Raw genomic sequence first — 14,920 nt, forward strand, 5'->3', positions numbered from 1 at the left:
GTTACCTTGGACGACGTGAGTGACGACTACCTGAACCGCATCGGCCTGCTGATCCGCGACGCCCGCGTCAAGCGCGGCATGTCCCAGTCCGAGCTGGCCGGCGTCCTGGAGACCAGCCAGGGCGCCGTGACCCGCGTCGAGTCCGGCAAGCAGAACCTCACGCTGGACTCCCTGGCCAAGATCAGCGAGGCCCTCGACACCGAGTTCCTCTCCTTCGGCAAGTCCGGCGTCGACGGCGCCGTGCACCTGCGCATCGAGGGCGGGCGGCAGCTGTCGGGCGCCATCGACGTCAAGACGAGCAAGAACGCCGCCGTCGCGCTGCTGTGCGCCTCGCTGCTCAACAAGGGCACGACGACCCTGCGCAGCCTGGCCCGCATCGAGGAGGTCAACCGCATCCTCGAGGTGCTGCACTCCATCGGCGTGCAGACGCAGTGGCTGCCCGACTCCAACGACCTGCGGATCACCCCGCCGGCCCGTCTCGACCTCGCGAGCATGGACGAGGCCGCGGCCCGCCGCACCCGCACGGTCATCATGTTCCTCGGCCCGCTGCTGCACGACATGCCGCAGTTCCGCCTGCCCTACGCCGGTGGCTGCGACCTCGGCACCCGCACGGTCGAGCCGCACCTCGCCTCGCTCAAGCACTTCGGGCTCGACGTCGAGGCCACCCAGGGCTTCTACGAGGCCCGCGTGAGCGACGCCGTCGGCACCGACAAGACGATCGTGCTCACCGAGCGCGGCGACACCGTCACCGAGAACGCCCTCATGGCCGCTGCCCGCGACACCGGCACGACGACCATCCGCAACGCCAGCCCCAACTACATGGTCCAGGACCTGTGCTTCTTCCTCGAGAAGCTCGGCGTGAGCATCGAGGGCATCGGCACGACGACGCTGCGGGTGCGTGGCGTCGCCGAGATCGACGTCGACGTCGAGTACAGCCCGAGCGAGGACCCGATCGAGGCGATGAGCCTCATCGCGGCCGCGGTCGTCACCGGCAGCGAGATCACCATCCGCCGCTCCCCCATCGAGTTCCTCGAGATCGAGCTGGCGACGCTCGAGCAGATGGGCATGCGCTACACGCTCTCGCCGGAGTACACGGCCGCCAACGGCCGCACGCGCCTCGTCGACATCACGACCCACCCCGGGCCGCTCAAGGCGCCGATCGACAAGATCCACCCGCTGCCCTTCCCGGGTCTGAACATCGACAACCTGCCCTTCTTCGCGCTCATCGCGGCGTGCGCCGAGGGCACGACGACGATCCACGACTGGGTCTACGAGAACCGCGCGATCTACCTCACCGAGCTGACGAAGATCGGCGGGCACGTCACCCTGCTCGACCCGCACCGCGTGCAGATCACCGGTCCGACCCGGTGGCGCGCGAACGAGGTCGCCTGCCCGCCGGCGCTGCGCCCCGGCGTCGTCGTCCTGCTCGCGATGCTCGCCGCGCCGGGCGTGAGCTTCCTGCGCAACGTCTACGTCATCAACCGCGGCTACGAAGACCTCGCCGAGCGCCTCAACGCCCTGGGCGCCGACGTGCGCCCCTTCCGGGACATCTGAGCCCGGTCCACCCGCGCCACTCGCACGAAGGGAGGGCCCGTCACCTCGTGGTGACGGGCCCTCCCTTCGTCGCCGGTGGGGCGACCGCCGGTCAGCGGCTGCGGAGCAGCTCTTCGACGATCGGCTCCGGGGTGAGGCCGACGGCCTCGAGCACCTGGCCGCGCGACGCGTGCTGGATGAACTCCTTGGGCAGGCCGAAGCGGTGCACGGGCACGCCGACCCCGCCGTCCTGCAGCGCGCGAGCGACCTCGGAGCCGACACCGCCGGCGACCGAGTTGTCCTCGAGCACGGCGACGCGGCCGCTGCGGGCGGCGAGCGCGACGAGCGCCTCCGGCACGGGGAGCACCCAGCGCGGGTCGACGACGAGGGTGGTCAGCCCCTCGGCCGCGAGCTTCTCGGCGACGGTCGTCGAGGTCCCCGCCATCGCGCCCACCGAGACGACGAGGACGTCGGGGTCGACGTCGGGGTCGCCGAGCAGGACGTCGAGACCCTCGTGGGTCGCCACCGCCTCGATCGGGTCGGCGACGCTGCCCTTGGGGAAGCGCACGACGGTCGGGCCGTCGGTGACGTCGACCGCCTCGCGGACCGCTCGGCGGATCTGCTGGCCGTCGCGGGGAGCGGCGAGGCGCAGCCCGGGGACGATCGCGGCGAGCGACATGTCCCACATGCCGTGGTGGCTCGCGCCGTCCGGTCCGGTGACCCCGGAGCGGTCGAGCACGAAGGTGACGCCGGCGCGGTGCATCGCGCAGTCCATGAGGAGCTGGTCGAAGGCGCGGTTCAAGAAGGTCGCGTAGATCGCGACGACGGGGTGCAGGCCCGCGTACGCGAGGCCGGCGGCCATCGTCGTCGCGTGCTGCTCGGCGATGCCGACGTCGAAGATGCGGTCGGGGTAGGCGTCGGCGAAGGGCTGCAGGCCGACCGGCATCATCATCGCCGCGGTGATCGCGACGACGTCCTCGCGCTCGGCGCCGAGGGCGACCATCTCGTCGCTGAACTCGTCGGTCCAGCTCCGCCCGGCGATCTCGAGCGGCAGGCCCGTCTCGGGGTTGATCTTGCCGACGGCGTGGAACTGGTCGGCGACGTCGTCGACGGCGTGGTCGTAGCCACGTCCCTTCTGCGTGATGCAGTGGACGAGCACCGGTCCGCCGAAGGCCTTGGCGCGGCGCAGCGCCTGCTCGAGCGCACCGAGGTCGTGCCCGTCGACCGGGCCGAGGTACTTGATGCCGAGGTCCTCGAACATCCCCTGCGGCGCCCAGAAGTCCTTCGCGCCCTTCTTCATCGAGTGGAAGGCCTGGTAGGCGGTCCGCCCGACGACGGGGGTGCGGGTCAGCTTGTCCTTGCCCCAGTCGAGGACCTGCTCGTACTGGCGGTTGGTGCGCAGCATCGCGAGGTGGTCGGCGAGCCCGCCGATCGTCGGGGCGTAGCTGCGCTCGTTGTCGTTGACGACGATGACGAGGGGCAGGTCCTTCTCGGAGGCGATGTTGTTCAGCGCCTCCCAGGCCATGCCGCCGGTGAGGGCCCCGTCGCCGATGACGGCGACGACGTGACGGTCCTCGCCGCGCAGCCGGTAGCCGGACGCGATGCCCTCGGCCCACGACAGCGAGGTCGAGGCATGGCTGTTCTCGACGACGTCGTGCGGGGACTCGGCGCGGCTCGGGTACCCCGAGAGGCCGTCCTTGACGCGCAGGGCGGAGAAGTCGCTGCGGCCGGTGAGGATCTTGTGCACGTAGGACTGGTGCCCGGTGTCGAAGACGAGCGTGTCGCTCGGGCTGTCGAAGACGCGGTGCAGCGCCATGGTCAGCTCGACGACCCCGAGATTCGGACCGAGGTGACCGCCGGTGCGCGACACCTCGCGCACGAGGAAGGCCCGGATGTCGGCGGCGAGCGTGTCGAGCTCCTCCGGCGTCATCTCGTCGAGGTCGCGAGGACCGCTGATGCGCTCCAGGTCCGTCACCGGCTGTGTCCTTCCGAGGGGTGGGCGCACGGGTGCGTGCACACGAGCGACCAGTCTAGGTGTCCTCGGCTGGGCGCTCCCTGCGAGGCGGGCTCGGCGTGGCGGGTGCCGCCGACGTCACATCCGCGGCACGTAGGTGCGTCCGGCGAGGGCGTCGCGGACCAGCTCGACCCCGCGCTCGGCGGTGCGCAGCCGGCGCCCCTCCGCCTCGAGCGCGGCGAGCAACGGCTCGAGGGTGCCCGCGGGCAGCTCGGCGACCATGGCGACCCGGGCCTCGCGGTAGGCCTGCCGCGTCGCGTCGACCTGCGCGCGCACGTGGAGCCGGGCGAGCCAGGCGAGGGCGACGGGGTGGCGACGCAGCACCTCGTGCCCGCGGTAGTCCGGCGGGCACTGGTCGAGCAGCCAGCCGGCGACGTCGCCCTGCCAGCCCGTCGTGCCCGGCGGGCGCACGCCTGGTGGCCACCCCGGGGGCAGGTGCTCGAACATGCGTTCGATGCTACTCGCCACCCCCGACGACGCCTCGCCCCTCCCCCTTCGCCCCTCCCCCTTCGCCGAGGTATGGAGATCGGTCGCCCGGACGGGGTCCGTGGCGACCGATCTCCATACCTCGCGGGGTCAGGGGTGGACGGGGCGGATGCTCAGCTCCTCGACCATCGCCTCGGGGCTCGCGTCGACGGCCAGACGGACGGTCGCGGCCACAGAGTCGGCCCGCAGGTGCTCGTCCGGGTCGTAGGCGCGACCCTTCGAGCGCTGGAGGTCGACCTGCATGTCGGTGTCGACCCGCCCCGGGTGGATCGAGCACACCCGCACCTGGCCGCGCTCCTCCTCGCGCAGGGCGTCGGTGAGCGCGCGGACGGCGAACTTCGAGGCGGAGTACGACCCACCCCCGGCACGGGAGACGAAGCCGGACCCGGAGTTGATGACGACGACCTGCCCGCGAGCCTCGCGCAGCGCCGGGAGCAGCCGGCGCGTGAGGTCGGCGACCGCGACGACGTTGACCTCGAGCTGCACCCGCCAGTCCTCACGGGTGAGCTCCGCGAGCGGTCCGCCGCGGGCGATCCCCGCGCTGTGGACGAGCACGTCGAGCCGCCCGTCGAGGACCTCGGCGGCGCGCTCGACCGCGGCCGCGGTCTGCGCGTCGTCGGTCAGCTCGGCGACGAAGGGGTGAGCCGTGCACCCCTTCGTCGACAGGGCGGCGACCGTCTCGGCGACGGAGGCCTCGTCACGCCCGCCGACGAGCAGGTCGTGGGTCGGGGCGAGGACCTCGCAGATCGCGCGGCCGATGCCGCGGGTGCCGCCGGTGACGAGGGCGAGGGGACGTCGGGTGGGCTCGGTGGTCATGGACCCACCCTAGGGACGCCGGCGGCCCGGCCCCCACGAAGGGGGACCGGGCCGTCGGGCGTCGGGCGTCGGACGCAGGTCTCGTCAGGCGACGAGCGAGCGCAGGACGTACTGCAGGATGCCGCCGTTGCGGTAGTACTCCGCCTCGCCGGGGGTGTCGATGCGCACGACCGCGTCGAAGGAGACGGGCTCGCCGCCGTCCTTCGTCGCCGTGACCTTGACGGTCTTGGGCGTCGTGCCCTCGTTGAGCGCGGTGATCCCCTCGAAGTCAAAGGTCTCCGTGCCGTCGAGGCCGAGGCTCTCGGCGCTCTCGCCCTGCGGGAACTGCAGCGGGATGACCCCCATGCCGATGAGGTTGCTGCGGTGGATCCGCTCGTAGGACTGCGCGATGACGGCGCGGACGCCGAGCAGGCGCGTGCCCTTCGCGGCCCAGTCGCGCGAGCTGCCCGAGCCGTACTCCTTGCCGGCGAGGACGACGAGCGGGGTGCCCTGCTCGGCGTAGGACTCCGAGGCCTCGAAGATCGAGGTCTGCTCGCCGCCGTTGGTGAAGTCGCGCGTGAAGCTGCCCTCGACGCCGTCCAGCAGCAGGTTGCGCAGCCGGATGTTGGCGAAGGTGCCGCGGATCATCACCTCGTGGTTGCCACGGCGCGAGCCGTAGGAGTTGAAGTCCTTCTTGTCCACGCCGTGCTCGGCGAGGTAGCGGCCCGCCGGGCTGTCGGCCTTGATCGAGCCGGCCGGGCTGATGTGGTCGGTGGTCACCGAGTCACCGAGCCAGGCCAGGACGCGGGCGCCGGAGATCTCCTCGACCGGCTCGGGCTCGCGGCCCATCCCGTCGAAGTAGGGCGCCTTGCGCACGTAGGTCGAGTCCTGCGCCCACTCGAAGGTGTTGCCCTCCGGGGTGGGCAGGCCCTTCCAGCGCTCGTCGCCGGCGAAGACGTCGGCGTACTTGCTCGAGAACATCTCGGTGCTGATCGCGTGGTCGATCGTGCTCTGCACGTCCTGCGGGCTGGGCCAGATGTCCTTGAGGTAGACGTCCGTGCCGTCGCTGCCCTGACCGATGGGGTCGGCCTCGAAGTCGAAGTCCATCGTCCCGGCGAGCGCATAGGCGATGACGAGCGGCGGCGAGGCGAGGTAGTTCATCTTGACGTCGGGGTTGATCCGGCCCTCGAAGTTGCGGTTGCCGGAGAGCACCGCGGTGACGGCGAGGTCGCCCTGCGCGACGGCCTCGGAGACCTCGGGCACGATCGGGCCCGAGTTGCCGATGCACGTCGTGCAGCCGTAGCCGACGAGGTGGTAGCCGAGCTTCTCGAGGTAGGGCCACATGCCGGCCTTCTCGTAGTACTCGGTGACGACCTTGCTGCCCGGGGCCATCGAGGTCTTGACCCACGGCTTGACCTGCAGGCCACGCTCGACGGCGTTCTTGGCGAGCATCGCGGCCGCCATCATCACCGACGGGTTCGAGGTGTTCGTGCAGCTCGTGATCGAGGCGATCGCGACGTGGCCGTGGTCGATGGTGACGTCCTGGCCGTCGATGCTCACCTGGACCGGGTTGCTCGAGCGACCGTCGGCGACGCCGCCGGAGTGGGTCGGGCGACCGGCCTCCTGCGACTCCTCACGCGCGTCGTGCGACGGCGCGTCGGAGGCGGGGAAGGTCTCGGCGAGCTCGGCGTCGACGGCGCTCTTGTCGATGCCGTTGCCCTCGACGACGTAGTTGCGCAGGTCCTTGCGGAACTGCGGCTTGGCCTCGGTGAGCGAGATGCGGTCCTGCGGACGCTTCGGGCCGGCGATCGAGGGGACGACCGTCGACAGGTCGAGCTCGAGGCGCTCGGAGTAGCGGGCCTCGACGCTCGCGTCGAGCCACATGCCCTGCTCCTTGGCGTAGGCCTCGACGAGGTCGAGCTGCTCCTGGGGGCGACCGGTGAGACGCAGGTAGTCCATCGTCACGTCGTCGATCGGGAAGATCGCGCAGGTGGAGCCGAACTCGGGGCTCATGTTGCCGATCGTCGCGCGGTTCGCGAGCGGGACCGCCGAGACGCCCTCGCCGTAGAACTCGACGAACTTGCCGACGACGCCGTGGTCGCGGAGCATCTCGGTGATCGTGAGGACGACGTCGGTGGCCGTCGCACCCTGGGGGATCTCACCGGTGAGCTTGAAGCCGACGACGCGCGGGATGAGCATCGAGATGGGCTGGCCGAGCATCGCGGCCTCGGCCTCGATGCCGCCGACGCCCCAGCCGAGCACGCCGAGGCCGTTCTCCATCGTCGTGTGGCTGTCGGTGCCGACGCAGGTGTCGGGGTAGGCCTGCAGCGAGCCCTCGACCTCACGGGTCATCGTCACGCGCGCGAGGTGCTCGATGTTGACCTGGTGGACGATGCCGGTGCCCGGGGGGACGACCTTGAAGTCCTCGAAGGCGGTCTGGCCCCAGCGCAGGAACTGGTAGCGCTCCTCGTTGCGCTCGTACTCGAAGTCGACGTTGCGCTCGAAGGCGTCGCGCTGGCCGAAGACGTCGATGATCACCGAGTGGTCGATGACGAGCTCGGCCGGGGCGAGCGGGTTGATCTTCGTCGGGTCGCCGCCGAGGTCGGCGACGGCCTCGCGCATCGTCGCGAGGTCGACGACGCAGGGGACGCCGGTGAAGTCCTGCATGATGACGCGGGCAGGGGTGAACTGGATCTCGGTGTCGGGCTCCGCGGTCTCGTCCCACTGCCCGAGGGCGTTGATGTGGTCCGCCGTGACGTTCGCGCCGTCCTCGGTCCGCAGGAGGTTCTCGAGCAGGACCTTGAGGCTGTAGGGCAGCGTCTGCGAGCCCTCCACCTGCGCCAGTCGGAAGATCTCGTAGGACGCGTCACCGACGCTGAGCTCGCCCTTCGCACCGAAGGTGTTCGCACTGGGCACTGTCGACTCCTCTGTCGTGGTTTTTATCTTGACGTCAAGATAAACCTATCACAGCCCCCGTCCGTCACGGGGTCCGGTTCCGCTCCCACTGTCTCGCACACGGGGCCGCTCTGCGCGCCGAGCAGCAGGCCTCGTCGGCGGGCGGACAGGGCGCTCTCAGCCCGCCGGGACGAAGGTCGCGACGCACTCGACGTGGTGCGTCATCGGGAAGGCGTCGAGCGAGCGCAGCGCGTCGAGCTCGTACCCGCCTGCCCGCAGGGTGGCGGTGTCGCGCCCCAGCGCGGCGGGGTCGCAGGCGACGTAGACGAGGCGCCGAGGGCGCATCGCGAGCAGCGCCTCGACGATCCCGCGACCGGCGCCGGTGCGGGGCGGGTCGAGGACGACGACGTCGGCGCTCGGCGGCAGCAGCTGGGAGCGGGCAGGAGCGCGTCCCCCGCGCTGTCCGCGGCGACGCCCCTGCCGGGGCACCCCCAGCAGGTCGTCGACCCGACCGGGCACGACAACGGAGTGCCGCTGCTCGGCAAGGTTCTCGGCGAGGTGGTCCAGGGCGAGCGGGTCCGACTCGACGGCGAGCAGCTGGCCATCCGGCCCGCTCGCCTCGGCCAGCGGCAGCGAGAGCAGGCCGACCCCGCTGTAGAGGTCGAGCACCCGCTCCCCCGGCTGCACCTGCGCCGCCTCGAGGACGGCCTCGACGAAGGCGCGCGGCGCGTCGGCGTGGACCTGCCAGAAGCCGCGCGCGTCGACGCTCATCTCGCGCTCCCCCGTGGGCGTGGCCACCCGCTCGGTGAGGGTGATGCGCTGCGCCCGGCCCTGCGGGCCGACCTCGACGAGCGCGACGTCCTCCTCGCCGGAGGCGGCGGCGATGTCGACGGCCACCGCGTCCTCGAGGCCGCCCTCGGCGGCCTCCTGCGCGGCCGCGGCGATGCCCTCGTCGACCCTCGGGTGCGCGATGGGGCACCCGGTGATCGGCACGAGGTCGTGCGAGCGGTGCTTGCGCAGCCCGACGAAGGGGGTCCCCCCGCCCTCTCGACCGACCGCCACCTCGACCCGGGTGCGGTAGCCCAGCCCGTCGGCGTCGGCCAGCGCCTCGACGACCACCTCGCGCTCGACACCGCCGAGGCGCTGGAGCTGCTCGACGACGACCTGCGCCTTGAGGGTGCGCTGGTGCTCGGTGCTCACGTGCTGGAGGTCGCAGCCGCCGCAGCCCCCGGGCCCGGAGACGGGGCAGCGCCGCGGCACGCGGTGCTCGGAGGCCTCGAGCACCTCGACGGCGTCACCGCGCACGAAGCGGTCGCCGGGTCCCCCTTCGGTGATCCTCACGACCACCCGCTCCCCCGGGATGGTGTGGCGCACGAAGACCACGCGCCCGTCGTGGCGGGCCACGCAGTGCCCGCCGTGCGCGACCGGGCCGACGACGACCTCGATCTCGTCGCCGACGGCCAGCTCGTCTCCTGCAGGTGTCGTCATGCTCACTTCTCTCCTCGTCGCACGTCGCCCGCGACGGGTCCGTCGAAGCGCTCCTCGGCCCCCTGCGAGCTCGCGAGCTGCCACGGCACCGAGCTCACCATGACCCCTGGTGTGAAGAGCAGGCGCGACCTCAGCCGCAGCGCGCTCTGGTTGTGCAGCAGCTGCTCCCACCAGTGCCCGAGGACGTACTGGGGGATGTAGACGACGACGAGGTCACGCGGGTTGCCCGAGCGGATCGACTTCACGTAGTCGACGACCGGCCGCGTGATCTCGCGGTAGGGCGAGTCGAGCGACTTCAGCGGCACGGGGATCCCCCGGCGCAGCCACTCGGCCTGGATCTGGGCCGTCTCGTCCGGGTCGACGTCGACGGTGACCGCCTCGAGGCGCGAGGGCCTGGTCGCGGCGGCGTAGGCGACGGCTCGCAGCGTCGGCTTGTGGATCTTGCTGACGAGGACGATGGCGTGGACCCGCGAGGGCAGCAGCTGCTGCTGCGTGTCGTCCTCGCGGACCGCGAGCTCCTCGCGCACGTGGTCGTAGTGCCGCCGGATCGCGATCATCAGGGCGAAGAGCACGCCCATCGCCGCGAGCGCGTAGCCCGCCCCGTGGGTGAACTTCGTCAGCAAGACGACGACGAGCACCGTGCCCGACATCGCCGCGCCGACGGCGTTGATCGCCCGTGAGCGGCGCATCCGGCGGCGGGCCCGCTCGTCCTTCTCGACCGCGAGGTGGCGGTTCCAGTGGCGCACCATGCCGGTCTGGCTCAGCGTGAAGGAGATGAAGACCCCGACGATGTAGAGCTGGATGAGGGCCGTGACCTCGGCGTCGTAGGCGACGATGAGCGCCGCTGCGGCGGCCGCGAGGATGACGATGCCGTTGCTGAAGGCGAGGCGGTCGCCGCGGGTGTGCAGCTGGCGCGGCAGGTAGCCGTCCTTGGCGAGGATCGAGCCCAGGACGGGGAAGCCGTTGAAGGCGGTGTTCGCCGCGAGCACGAGGATGAGCCCGGTGACGACCGAGACGAGGACGACGCCGGGGTGGAATCCGGAGAAGACCGACTTCGCGACCTGGCCCATGACGGTGTCCTGGACGTAGGAGTCGCCGACGGGCACCCCGTCGCGCAGCAGCTGGCGCTGCGGGTCGTCGGCGAAGTGGACCCCGGTCCACGTCGCGAGGCTCATCATCGACAGGAGCATCGTCGTCGAGACCGCCCCCATGAGGAGCAGCGTCGTCGCGGCGTTGGTCGACTTGGGCTTCTTGAAGGCCGGCACGCCGTTGCTGATCGCCTCGACACCCGTGAGCGCCGCGCACCCGGACGAGAAGGCGCGCAGGAGCAGGAAGGCCATCGCCAGCGTGCCGAGCTGCTCGTACCCGGCCTCGGGGGCGAGCGTGAGGTCGGCCGACTCGGCCTGCGGCAGCTCGCCGAAGGTGCGCCGGGCGAAGCCGACGAGCGCCATGCCGAGCACGGCGGCCATGAAGAGGTAGGTGGGGATCGCGAAGGCGGAGCCCGACTCGCGCACCCCGCGCAGGTTCATCGCGGTGAGGGCGACGACGATGCCGACGGCGACGAGGGCCTCGTGCCCGCGCAGGAAGGAGAAGGCGGACGCGGCGTTCTGCACCCCCGAGCTCACCGACACGGCCACCGTGAGGACGTAGTCGACGAGCAGCGCGCTCGCGACGGTCAGCCCGGCGCGCGGCCCGAGGTTGACGCTCGCGACCTCGTAGTCACCGCCGCCGGAGGGGTAGGCGTGGACGTTCTGGCGATAGCTGAGGACGACGACGACCATGACGACGACGACAGCCAGCGCGATCTCCCACGAGTGGGTGAGGGCGAGCGCGCCGCCGGCCAGACCGAGGGTCAGCAGGATCTCGTCCGGGGCGTAGGCCACGGAGGACAGCGCGTCGCTGGCGAAGACCGGCAGCGCGATCTTCTTGGGCAGCAGCGTCTCGCCGAGACGGTCGCTGCGCATCGCTCGGCCGACGAGCACCCGCTTGAGCAGACGACCCCTGGACACGAGGCAGAACTGTACGCGGGCACCGGGCCCGCCGCTGCGCGACGACGAGGTGCCGCGTCACCCCTTCGCCCCCCCCGGCCGCCGCACGTGCCGGCGTGTACCGTCGCACCGTGCATTTCGTCATCATGGGGTGCGGTCGCGTGGGGGCCTCGCTCTCCCGGTCGCTGGAGCGCGGCGGCCACGACGTCGCCGTCGTCGACCAGGACCCGGCGGCCTTCCGCCGGCTCGGCCCGGAGTTCGCCGGGCGACGTGTCGAAGGGGTCGGCTTCGACCGGGACACCCTGCTGCAGGCCGGCATCGAGCAGGCCTACGCCTTCGCCGCCGTCTCCAGCGGTGACAACTCCAACATCCTCGCGGCCCGGGTGGCGCGCGAGACCTTCGGCGTCGAGCACGTCGTCGCCCGCATCTACGACCCGGACCGCGCCGAGATCTACCAGCGCCTGGGCATCCCCACGGTCGCGACGGTGCGGTGGACCGCCGACCAGGTGATCCGCCGGCTCCTGCCGCAGGGCCACGCCCCCGAGCACACCGACGCCTCCGGCGCCGTCATCATCGCCGAGGTGCAGGTCGACCCGTCGTGGGTCGGTCGTCGTCTCTCGCAGATCGAGTCGGCGACGGGCACCCGCGTCGCCTACCTCACCCGGCTCGGCGAGGGCACGATCCCCGGGCCGGACACGGTCTACCAGGAGGGCGACCTCGTCCACCTGACCATCCCGCGCACGCGCGTCGGAGACGTCGAGCGCGTCCTCGACAAGGCCCCTCCGGCGCAGGACTGAGAGGACACCATGCGAGTCGTCATCGCCGGGGCCGGCAGCGTGGGCCGCTCCATCGCCCGTGAGCTGCTCGACAACGAGCACGAGATCCTCCTCGTCGACAAGCACGCCGACGAGGCCCGGGTGGCCAAGCTGCCCGAGGCCAGCTGGCTGGCCGGCGACGCGTGCGAGATCTCCACCCTGCTCGAGGCGGGCCTGGCCGACTGCGACGTCGTCGTCGCCGCCACCGGCGACGACAAGGTCAACCTCGTCGTCTCGCTGCTCGCCAAGACCGAGTTCGGCGTGCCGCGCACCGTCGGTCGGGTCAACAACCCCAAGAACGAGTGGATGTTCGACGAGTCGTGGGGCGTCGACGTCGCCGTGTCGACCCCACGCATCATGACCGCGCTCGTCGAGGAGGCGGTGAGCGTCGGCGACCTCGTGCGGATCTTCGAGTTCCAGCAGGGCAGCGCGACGATGGTCGAGATCACCCTGCCCGCGGACAACCCCTACGTCGGGCGTCGGGTCGGCGACATCACCTTCCCCGTGGACACCGTCCTCACCGGGATCATCCGCGACGCCCGCCCGATCCACCCCTCGGTCGACGACGCCCTCGAGGCGCTCGACGAGCTGCTCTTCCTCACCACGGCCGAGGCCGAGCCCCAGCTGGCGCACATGATGAGCCCGCGGCGCGGCGCGACCGCCTGACCGACCGGGGCGTCCGCGAGCCCCGAGCTCAGCGCGGCGGGTACGGGCCGGCCGGCTCCTGGAGGAGCTCGTCGCCGGGGTCGATCGGGGTCTGGCCACGCAGGAGCATCGCGCCCATGAGGGCGACGGCGGCCGCCCACAGCGGCCAGCCGAGGACGACCTTGCTCACGGTCAGGCCCGCGACGTTCTCGGCGAGGTAGAGCGGACCCATGATCGCCACCCGGATCGCGTAGACCGCGACGAGCACGAGGGTGAGCCGGCTGCACACCCGCACGGCGGCGGGGTTACGGCGCCAGCGGGTGAAGTCGCCCTCGCGAGCCGCCGGGTCGGTGGCGCCGATCATCAGGCCGACGAGGGGCCAGCGCAGCACGACCGACAGGGCCGCCGCGACGCCGTAGGCCAGGCTCGTGAGGATCCCGGGCAGGAAGGCGTCCTCGGCGTTGCCGGAGCGCAGCGCGAAGAAGGCGGCGATCGCCGCGGCGAAGACGCCGGAGACGACGAACTGCACGCTCGAGCGCGAGGCCAGACGGGCGAGGAGCAGGACGACGACGAGCACCCCGGCGGCGCCGAGGGAGATCGTGCGGTCCTGCGTGATCGACCACGAGATGACGAAGGCGAGCATCGGCAGCGTCGTCTCGAGCGAGCCCCGTATCCCGCCGAGGGCGTCCGACAGCCGCTGCCGGATGAGCCCCTCGACCGTCGTCGGCACCGGGCGCAGGGCCTCGGGCGTACCGGCCGGCGCGTCCGCGTCGCGGCTCATGAGGGCGGGGGGACGATGTCGTAGGACGGGTTGTAGATCGTGCGGTTGCGCGTCCCCTGGCACAGCCGGCCGTGGGCACGCACGTAGGTGCCGGGGCGGATGCCGCCGATCTCTCGCCGGCCCAGCCAGACGAGGTCGACGGGGCACGTGCCGTCGTAGAGCTCGGCGACGAGCGCGGGCACCGTGACCCGCGGGCGCAGGGTGACGCTGCGGATCGTGCCGGCGACGGTGACGACCTCGCGGTCGGGTGCCTCGTCGAGCGCGGTGCAGCCGAGGTCCTTCGCACCCGTGCGCAGCTCGTCGTCGACGAGGTCGTCGTCGGAGCGCACGATGTCGCGCAGGCGGCGCAGGACGGTGCTCATGACTGCTCGGTCGCCGGCATCTTCAGCTCGAGCATCTCGCGCGGCGCCATCGGGTCGGCGCCACGGACGACGACGAGGTCGCGCACGACGTCGTCGAGGCGGGCGCGGGCCGCGTCGTCGACCGCGGCGCGGCCGGAGTACACGGCACGCAGGAACCACCGGGGGCCGTCGACCCCGGCGAAGATCGCAGGGGCGAAGACCGTGCGGCCGTCGCCGCCGGGCTGGGGCAGCCGGGTGCGCAGCTCGGTGCCGAAGGGACCGGTGCCCTCCTCGACGGTGCCGCGGTTCTTCTCGATCATCTCGGCGATCTCGCCGCGGATCTCGTCCCAGATGCCGCTGGAGCGGGGCGCGGCGAAGGCCTGGAGCTGGACGGTGGCGTCGTCGACGCCGACCTGCACGGCGGAGACAGCGTCGGACGTCGGGTCGACCTCGAGGCGCAGCTCCATGCCGGGGCCGGGGCGCAGCCACAGCCCGCCGAAGTCGACGCGGCCGTCGGCCTCGCCGACCTGGGACTGGTCGAAGGGACCGCTCTCGCCCGCCGCGACGGCGGTGCCGTCCGACGTCTCGTCGGCCGTCGTCGAGCCGTCGGCGTCCTGGGTCTGCGGGGCGTCGCCCTGCTCCGACGCCTTCTTCTTACGACCGAACATCGTGTCCTGGACCTTCCTCGATGGTGAAGCCCCCGCTGGAGCCGTGACCAGTCTCGCCCCGGAGCGACCCGGGGAGCGAATCGACCTCGACGAAGTCGCCGGTGCCGACCTCCTGGAGCACGAGCTGCGCGATGCGGTCGCCGGCGGCGAGGGTCACCGCGCGCTCACGGTCGAGGTTGACGAGGTTGACGAGGATCTCTCCCCGGTACCCCGAGTCGACCGTGCCGGGGGCGTTGACGACCGAGACCCCGTGCCGGGCGGCGAGCCCGGAGCGGGGGTGCACCAGACCCACCCAGCCCGGCGGCAGCGCGATCGCGACCCCGGTGGGGACGAGCGCACGCTCGCCGGGCGCGAGGGTGACCTCGGCGACGCTGGTGAGGTCCGCGCCGGCGTCGCCGTCCTTGGCGTACGTCGGCAGCACCGCGTCGGCGTGGAGCCGAAGGACGAGGACCTCGGGTCGGGCAGCCATGC

The 14,920-nt window shown here is 72.0% G+C and carries 13 protein-coding genes; 3 read left to right on the plus strand and 10 right to left on the minus strand.

Annotated features, from left to right (window positions below; all coding sequences use genetic code 11):
• Positions 1-15 precede the first annotated feature (15 nt).
• Complete coding sequence (locus L6241_RS01885) at positions 16-1,554, plus strand: UDP-N-acetylglucosamine 1-carboxyvinyltransferase (RefSeq protein ID WP_068276537.1); 1,539 nt, start codon at positions 16-18, stop codon at positions 1,552-1,554.
• 91 nt (positions 1,555-1,645) lie between these two features.
• Here L6241_RS01885 and dxs read toward each other — a convergent pair whose 3' ends face one another.
• The 6 genes from dxs to L6241_RS01915 form a co-directional block, all read right to left on the minus strand.
• Positions 1,646-3,508 carry a 1-deoxy-D-xylulose-5-phosphate synthase gene (gene dxs / locus L6241_RS01890; RefSeq protein WP_368244528.1) on the minus strand — a complete coding sequence of 621 codons (1,863 nt, stop codon included), beginning with the start codon at positions 3,506-3,508 and terminating at the stop codon, positions 1,646-1,648.
• A gap of 117 nt (positions 3,509-3,625) precedes the next feature.
• Positions 3,626-3,994 (minus strand): hypothetical protein, encoded by a 369-nt coding sequence (locus L6241_RS01895; protein WP_368244529.1) that lies wholly within the window; start codon positions 3,992-3,994, stop codon positions 3,626-3,628.
• Between the two features lie 129 nt (positions 3,995-4,123).
• Entirely contained in the window at positions 4,124-4,849 is a 726-nt protein-coding gene (locus tag L6241_RS01900; RefSeq protein WP_368244530.1) for an SDR family oxidoreductase, read from the minus strand.
• Positions 4,850-4,933: 84 nt separating this feature from the next.
• Positions 4,934-7,744: an aconitate hydratase gene (locus L6241_RS01905; protein WP_368244531.1), complete on the minus strand. Its 2,811-nt coding sequence runs from the start codon at positions 7,742-7,744 to the stop codon at positions 4,934-4,936.
• Positions 7,745-7,900: 156 nt separating this feature from the next.
• Positions 7,901-9,211: a class I SAM-dependent RNA methyltransferase gene (locus L6241_RS01910; RefSeq protein ID WP_368244532.1), complete on the minus strand. Its 1,311-nt coding sequence runs from the start codon at positions 9,209-9,211 to the stop codon at positions 7,901-7,903.
• A 2-nt stretch (positions 9,212-9,213) separates the two neighbouring features.
• Entirely contained in the window at positions 9,214-11,175 is a 1,962-nt protein-coding gene (locus tag L6241_RS01915) for an APC family permease (protein ID WP_368245134.1), read from the minus strand.
• A gap of 155 nt (positions 11,176-11,330) precedes the next feature.
• On the opposite strand from L6241_RS01915, the gene L6241_RS01920 reads away from it, so the two are divergent.
• Together L6241_RS01920 and L6241_RS01925 are read left to right on the plus strand one after the other, a co-directional pair.
• Positions 11,331-11,996, plus strand: a complete 666-nt coding sequence (locus tag L6241_RS01920) for a TrkA family potassium uptake protein (RefSeq protein WP_368244533.1) — start codon at positions 11,331-11,333, stop codon at positions 11,994-11,996.
• Positions 11,997-12,005: 9 nt separating this feature from the next.
• Complete coding sequence (locus L6241_RS01925; RefSeq protein WP_068275405.1) at positions 12,006-12,680, plus strand: TrkA family potassium uptake protein; 675 nt, start codon at positions 12,006-12,008, stop codon at positions 12,678-12,680.
• A gap of 28 nt (positions 12,681-12,708) precedes the next feature.
• Here the strand turns inward: L6241_RS01925 and L6241_RS01930 are convergent, their stop codons facing one another.
• The 4 genes from L6241_RS01930 to dut are packed head-to-tail and all read right to left on the minus strand — an operon-like array spanning position 12,709 to position 14,918.
• Positions 12,709-13,440, minus strand: a complete 732-nt coding sequence (locus L6241_RS01930; RefSeq protein WP_368244534.1) for a DUF3159 domain-containing protein — start codon at positions 13,438-13,440, stop codon at positions 12,709-12,711.
• Entirely contained in the window at positions 13,437-13,802 is a 366-nt protein-coding gene (locus tag L6241_RS01935; RefSeq protein ID WP_068275402.1) for an OB-fold nucleic acid binding domain-containing protein, read from the minus strand. The genes L6241_RS01930 and L6241_RS01935 overlap by 4 nt, the downstream gene beginning before the upstream one ends.
• Positions 13,799-14,449, minus strand: a complete 651-nt coding sequence (locus L6241_RS01940) for a DUF3710 domain-containing protein (RefSeq protein ID WP_123091906.1) — start codon at positions 14,447-14,449, stop codon at positions 13,799-13,801. Before L6241_RS01940 ends, L6241_RS01935 begins: the two co-directional genes overlap by 4 nt.
• Positions 14,436-14,918 (minus strand): dUTP diphosphatase, encoded by a 483-nt coding sequence (gene dut, locus L6241_RS01945; protein ID WP_368244535.1) that lies wholly within the window; start codon positions 14,916-14,918, stop codon positions 14,436-14,438. The genes L6241_RS01940 and dut overlap by 14 nt, the downstream gene beginning before the upstream one ends.
• Positions 14,919-14,920 lie beyond the last annotated feature (2 nt).

Source organism: Janibacter sp. Y6, assembly GCF_040900765.1.
Lineage (GTDB): Bacteria > Actinomycetota > Actinomycetes > Actinomycetales > Dermatophilaceae > Marihabitans > Marihabitans melonis.